This window comes from Shigella sp. FC1661, assembly GCF_001712525.1.
Taxonomy (GTDB): Bacteria; Pseudomonadota; Gammaproteobacteria; order Enterobacterales; family Enterobacteriaceae; genus Escherichia; species Escherichia coli.
Window position 1 is genome coordinate 1 of sequence record NZ_MDGW01000128.1, and the last position, 6,360, is coordinate 6,360.

The 6,360-nt window shown below is 52.5% G+C and carries 6 protein-coding genes, 1 tRNA gene and 1 pseudogene; 4 read left to right on the top strand and 4 right to left on the bottom strand.

Annotated elements, in window-relative coordinates:
* Both BFF42_RS09105 and ygjG read right to left on the bottom strand, forming a co-directional pair.
* Window positions 1–159 (bottom strand): IS1 family transposase (locus tag BFF42_RS09105; RefSeq protein ID WP_032277379.1); only part of this gene is annotated, 159 nt, incomplete at its 3' end.
* Window positions 160–244: 85 nt separating this feature from the next.
* Window positions 245–1,624 (bottom strand): annotated as a pseudogene (gene ygjG / locus BFF42_RS09110) (putrescine aminotransferase).
* Between the two features lie 416 nt (window positions 1,625–2,040).
* On the opposite strand from ygjG, the gene aer reads away from it, so the two are divergent.
* Entirely contained in the window at window positions 2,041–3,561 is a 1,521-nt protein-coding gene (gene aer, locus BFF42_RS09115) for an aerotaxis sensor receptor Aer (RefSeq protein WP_000094694.1), read from the top strand.
* 153 nt (window positions 3,562–3,714) lie between these two features.
* Here the strand turns inward: aer and nfeR are convergent, their stop codons facing one another.
* Window positions 3,715–4,338, bottom strand: coding sequence for a DNA-binding transcriptional regulator NfeR (nfeR, locus tag BFF42_RS09120; RefSeq protein ID WP_000017993.1), 624 nt, complete (start codon window positions 4,336–4,338; stop codon window positions 3,715–3,717).
* A gap of 287 nt (window positions 4,339–4,625) precedes the next feature.
* On the opposite strand from nfeR, the gene nfeF reads away from it, so the two are divergent.
* Window positions 4,626–5,390 (top strand): NADPH-dependent ferric chelate reductase NfeF, encoded by a 765-nt coding sequence (nfeF, locus tag BFF42_RS09125; RefSeq protein ID WP_001065895.1) that lies wholly within the window; start codon window positions 4,626–4,628, stop codon window positions 5,388–5,390.
* Window positions 5,391–5,443: 53 nt separating this feature from the next.
* On the opposite strand, the gene BFF42_RS09130 is transcribed toward nfeF, so the two are convergent.
* A tRNA-Ile gene (locus tag BFF42_RS09130) sits at window positions 5,444–5,519 on the bottom strand.
* Between the two features lie 124 nt (window positions 5,520–5,643).
* On the opposite strand from BFF42_RS09130, the gene mug reads away from it, so the two are divergent.
* Together mug and BFF42_RS27635 are read left to right on the top strand one after the other, a co-directional pair.
* Complete coding sequence (gene mug, locus BFF42_RS09135; protein WP_000228937.1) at window positions 5,644–6,150, top strand: G/U mismatch-specific DNA glycosylase; 507 nt, start codon at window positions 5,644–5,646, stop codon at window positions 6,148–6,150.
* Between the two features lie 86 nt (window positions 6,151–6,236).
* Window positions 6,237–6,360: hypothetical protein (locus BFF42_RS27635; protein WP_227894989.1), on the top strand; the 124-nt coding region annotated here is incomplete at its 3' end.

Sequence of the window (6,360 nt, forward strand, 5' to 3'; positions counted from 1 at the left end):
GTGCGTACCGGGCTGAGAGGCGGTGTAAGTGAACTGTAGTTGCCATGTTTTACGGCAATGAGAGCAGAGATAGCGCTGATGTCCGGCAGTGCTTTTGCCGTTACGCACCACGCCTTCAGTAGCGGAGCAGGAAGGACATCTGATGGAAATGGAAGCCACGCAAGCACCTTAAAATCACCATCATACACTAAATCAGTAAGTTGGCAGCATTACCGGCGACGTCGTATCGCCATCCGATTTGATATTACGCTTCTTCGACACTTACTCGCATGGCCGCCAGCGCCTTACGCGCCGCTTTGATCACCAGTTCACACTGTTCAATGGTCAGTGTCAGTGGCGGTTCAATGCGGATCGTTTTGGCGTTATTGAGCGTTCCGGCCACCAGTACGCGCTAGCGGAACATCTCGCTGGCAAAGTTATAGCCGATTTCGTTATCAACAAACTCAATTGCCATCAACATCGCTTTACCACGCGCTTCCTGTACCAGATCGGGATATTCCCGCGCCAGTTGACGGAAACCGTCCAGCAACATATCGCCTTTTTGCTCAGCCTGAGCCGGTAAGTTCTGCTCCAGCAACACATTGATGGTCGCCAGCGCCGCCGCACAGGCCAGCGGGTTGCCGCCAAAGGTGGTGGTATGCAGGAATGGGTTGTCGAACAGAACTGAAAACACCTCTTCAGTGGCGATGGTCGCGCCAATCGGCATCACGCCGCCGCCGAGCGCTTTGGCAAGGCAGAGGATATCCGGCTGTACGTTCTCATGCCCGCAGGCGAACATCTTGCCCGTGCGCCCCATGCCCGTTTGTACTTCATCGAGGATCATCAGTGCGCCGAACTCATCGCATAGCTTACGTACGGCGGTGAGATAGCCCGGCGGCGGCAGAATTACGCCACCTTCACCCTGAATCGGTTCGAGGATCACCGCAGCCACATCATCACCGGTTTTTTTGCACTCGTTAAGAGCCGTGCGCATGGCTTCGATATTGCCAAACGGCACATGACGGAAGCCCGGCAGTAACGGCATAAACGGTTTGCGGAAGGTCGATTTCGCCGTGGCCGACAGCGCGCCAAGTGATTTACCGTGGAACGCGCCGCTGGTGGCAATAAAAGTAAACTTGCCGCGCGGTGACTGGTAAGCTTTCGCCAGCTTCAGCGCTGCTTCAACGGACTCGGTGCCGCTATTACAGAAGAAGCTGTATTTCAGTTTACCGGGCGTTAGCGCAGCAAGGGTTTTCGCCAACATCGCCCGTAACGGATCGAGCAGCTCCTGGCTGTGCAGCGGTTGTTTCGCAAGTTGATTCTGTACGGCGGAAACCACAACTGGATTACGGTGCCCCACGTTGAAAATTCCAAAACCTCCCAGGCAGTCGATAAACTCCTGTCCCTGGGTGTCGACAAGCGTATTTAAACTTCCCGCTTGCCACTCTACGGCTCCGTAATCCCCGCCGGCGGTAACAGATTTGCGATACTCTAAAAACCCCGGATTGACATGCTCTTTGAAGTATTCAATCACCTCTCGGTTAAGTGCTTTCATCTCCTCATGATCCAGCGTTCGCTTCTCAATGAGATTCAGGGCGTGGGCGCTGCACGCTAAAGCCGATGCGCTCGAAGGTAACCTGTTCAAAATATGCTCCGGAGGCTCGCGTATCACATGATACCGATTTAAGTATTGCAGGGATTGCGCCACTCCGGCTGCGATCGCGAAAATCGGGATAAACACAAATGTGGTTATCATTTGCGCAGTATTTAATGCTATTTGTTAACATTCGTTGTTATTTTGCACGGTTTTTGTCGGGTATGGATTTGATGATTGCTGTGCAAATGCACGTTTTCAGGGCGATAATTGCTTGATTTTGGGCAAGATAATTAACGTTTTCGTATAGTAACAGAGTGAAAGTATTTTAAATCAAGGAATTAGATTTGTGCTTTAATCGCAAATTGCGATCTAAATCAAATTAATCGGTTAAAGATAACCGCAGCGGGGCCGACATAAACTCTGACAAGAAGTTAACAACCATATAACCTGCATAGGACGCGAACATGTCTTCTCATCCGTATGTCACCCAGCAAAATACCCCGCTGGCGGACGATACCACTCTGATGTCCACTACCGATCTGCAAAGCTATATCACTCATGCTAATGACACTTTTGTGCAGGTGAGCGGCTTTACCTTGCAAGAGTTACAAGGGCAGCCGCACAATATGGTGCGTCACCCGGATATGCCAAAAGCGGCGTTTGCGGATATGTGGTTCACCCTGAAAAAAGGGGAGCCCTGGAGCGGCATCGTGAAAAATCGCCGCAAAAATGGCGACCATTATTGGGTGCGGGCCAATGCGGTACCGATGGTGCGCGAGGGAAAAATCAGTGGCTATATGTCGATTCGTACCCGGGCGACGGATGAAGAGATTGCGGCGGTGGAGCCGCTGTACAAAGCGCTGAACGCCGGACGTACCAGTAAGCGTATTCATAAAGGCCTGGTGGTGCGTAAAGGCTGGCTGGGTAAACTGCCTTCATTACCGCTTCGCTGGCGGGTGCGTGGAGTTATGACCCTGATGTTTATCTTGCTGGCGGCCATGCTTTGGTTTGTTGCTGCCCCGGTGGTGACGTATTTCCTCTGTGTGTTAGTGGTATTGTTGGCAAGCGCTTGTTTTGAATGGCAGATTGTGTGCCCGATAGAAAATGTTGCCCGTCAGGCACTGAAGGTGGCGACCGGAGAGCGTAATAGTGTTGAGCACCTGAATCGCAGCGATGAGCTGGGGCTGACATTACGCGCGGTAGGGCAGCTTGGCCTGATGTGCCGTTGGCTAATTAACGATGTCTCAAGCCAGGTGTCCAGTGTCAGAAATGGCAGTGAGACGCTGGCGAAAGGCACCGATGAACTGAACGAACATACCCAGCAGACAGTTGATAACGTTCAGCAAACGGTGGCGACCATGAACCAAATGGCGGCGTCGGTGAAACAGAACTCTGCCACGGCGTCGGCTGCCGATAAACTTTCTATCACCGCCAGTAATGCGGCAGTGCAGGGTGGGGAGGCGATGACCACGGTGATCAAGACAATGGACGATATCGCCGACAGTACCCAGCGCATTGGCACCATTACTTCGCTGATTAACGATATTGCGTTTCAGACCAATATTCTGGCCCTGAATGCGGCGGTGGAAGCGGCGCGTGCCGGCGAACAGGGCAAAGGTTTTGCAGTGGTGGCAGGGGAAGTGCGTCATTTAGCCAGCCGCAGCGCTAATGCTGCCAACGATATTCGCAAGCTGATTGATGCCAGTGCTGATAAGGTGCAATCCGGTTCGCAGCAGGTACACGCCGCCGGACGGACGATGGAAGATATTGTGGCACAGGTGAAAAACGTCACCCAGTTGATCGCCCAGATTAGCCATTCAACGCTGGAACAGGCCGATGGGCTTTCCAGCCTGACCCGTGCAGTGGATGAGCTTAACCTGATCACCCAGAAAAATGCTGAGCTGGTGGAAGAGAGTGCGCAGGTGTCGGCGATGGTGAAACACCGCGCCAGCCGACTGGAAGACGCGGTGACGGTGCTGCATTAATCGGTATGCCGGATCCGGCGGTTGGAGCACAATGCCTGATGCGATGCTGGCGCATCTTATCAGGCCTGCGGGGTGTGTAGCGGGTGTAGGCCGGATAAGGCGCGTCAAGCGTCGCATCCGGCAATTGCACCGCGCCACTGGCGGATGCGGCGATTAATCCAGTTGCGTAATATCAAAAGCGGCGCGGTCGATCACCGCAATGATCTTTTTTATTTGTGCATCACTGATATCGCTCTGGTTGACGCGTAAATCCAGCACCGCTTTAAAATTATCCAGCGCCCGCTTCATTTGCGGGTTCTGGCGCAGTGCCGCGCCAACGCAACGCGCTTTGATGCGTTCTTCAATCATCTCCACCTGTTCGCGGTTTTCTTCCAGCCACTGCGCGCCTTGTTCGGTCAGCGCAATCTGCTTCTTACCACCTTCCTCTTCGCGGATGGTAATCAGCGACTGCTCCTGCAGAAAATCCAGCGTTGGGTAGATGACGCCCGGGCTTGGGGTGTAATTCCCTTGGGTTAGATTCTCAATCGCTTTAATCAATTCGTAACCGTGGCTGTCATCGCGCGAGAGAATATCCAGAATCACCAGACGCAATTCACCGTGACCAAAGAAACGTTGCCGACGACCGCCGCCGCGACCGTGGCGATCACCGCAGCATTGACCGTGTTCATGCTGGTGACCGTGTCCGCAGTGCTCGTGTTCTGACTTCTCACCTTTGCAGCAGCCCTCATGGCGTGGCTGGCCTTCATGTTTACAACACCCTTCGTGATGATGGCTCATATCAGCCTCCTTTTGCTTGATTAGATATATCTAATTTATATCTGATATGAGCACTCTTGCAAGAATAAAAATGATTTTTAAATGTGGACTCATCTCACACGTAGGCCGGATAAGGCGTTCACGCCGCATCCGGCGTTGAGTAATGATGCCTGAGAAGAGGCGGTTCGTCTTATCAGACTATAGACATATCAGTTCTACTAATCGCTTGCATTTATCATGATTAACAATCATTATCATTTACGAAAATTATTTAGATATATCTGATTACCATCACGAAGGCGATAACAATGAATAACTCCCCCCGCTACCCGCAGCGCGTTCGCAATGATCTGCGCTTCCGTGAACTGACTGTGTTACGCGTTGAGCGCATCAGCGCCGGTTTTCAGCGCATTGTCCTCGGCGGCGAGGCGCTGGACGGTTTTACATCGCGCGGCTTTGACGATCACAGCAAACTCTTCTTTCCTCAACCTGACGCTCACTTTGTGCCGCCAACGGTAACGGAAGAGGGCATCGTCTGGCCGGAAGGACCACGCCCACCGTCGCGTGACTATACGCCGCTGTATGACGAACTACGCCATGAACTGGCGATCGATTTCTTTATTCACGACGGTGGGGTCGCCAGCGGCTGGGCGATGCAGGCGCAACCGGGCGATAAACTTACGGTGGCTGGTCCGCGCGGTTCGCTGGTGGTGCCGGAAGATTACGCGTATCAGCTGTATGTCTGCGATGAATCCGGAATGCCCGCACTGCGCCGCCGCCTGGAAACGTTGAGCAAACTTGCCGTTAAACCGCAAGTTAGTGCGCTGGTTAGCGTGCGGGATAACGCCTGTCAGGATTATCTCGCGCACCTTGATGGTTTTAATATCGAATGGCTGGCACATGATGAGCAGGCGGTAGATGCGCGTCTGGCGCAGATGCAAATCCCTGCCGATGATTACTTCATCTGGATAACCGGCGAAGGTAAAGTCGTTAAGAATTTAAGCCGCCGCTTTGAAGCGGAACAGTATGACCCACAGCGGGTACGTGCAGCGGCTTACTGGCACGCAAAGTAACTGATATATAAAAAGAAAAAGGCTGACGATTTCTCGTCAGCCTTTGCTATATCTGGTGGCCCCTGCTGGACTTGAACCAGCGACCAAGCGATTATGAGTCGCCTGCTCTAACCACTGAGCTAAGGGGCCATGGTAGCGGATTATAAAGTAACTCCGTGTCGCAATCCAGCCATTACCGTGCGCCTGCTGTTTTTATAAACAATGTATTTTCAATCCGTTATACTTTTCCTGGTGATGTTAGAAAGGAGTAAATATGGTTGAGGATATTTTGGCTCCAGGGTTACGGGTCGTGTTTTGCGGTATCAACCCTGGGCTTTCATCCGCCGGGACTGGTTTTCCCTTTGCTCATCCAGCAAATCGCTTCTGGAAGGTGATATATCAGGCCGGGTTTACCGACCGTCAGTTGAAGCCGCAGGAGGCACAGCATCTGCTGGATTATCGTTGTGGCGTCACCAAACTGGTAGACCGTCCAACGGTGCAAGCCAATGAAGTTTCAAAGCAGGAGCTGCACGCAGGTGGGCGTAAGCTGATTGAAAAAATTGAAGATTATCAGCCGCAGGCGTTGGCGATTCTGGGCAAACAAGCATATGAACAGGGATTCAGCCAGCGCGGTGCACAGTGGGGGAAACAAACGCTCACCATTGGTTCGACGCAGATTTGGGTGCTGCCAAATCCCAGCGGTTTAAGTCGCGTTTCACTAGAGAAACTGGTTGAAGCGTATCGCGAGCTGGACCAGGCGCTGGTAGTGCGTGGGCGATAAAAAACGCCACCGAAAAGGTGTAATGCCGATCAGTTAAGGATCAGTTGACCGATCCAGTGGCTGTGTAAGAATCCGGAAACGCTCACTTGTTTCCGGATTTTTTTATGCACATTGGACAGGCTCTTGATCTGGTATCCCGTTACGATTCTCTGCGTAACCCACTGACTTCTCTGGGGGATTACCTCGACCCCGAACTCATCTCTCGTTGCC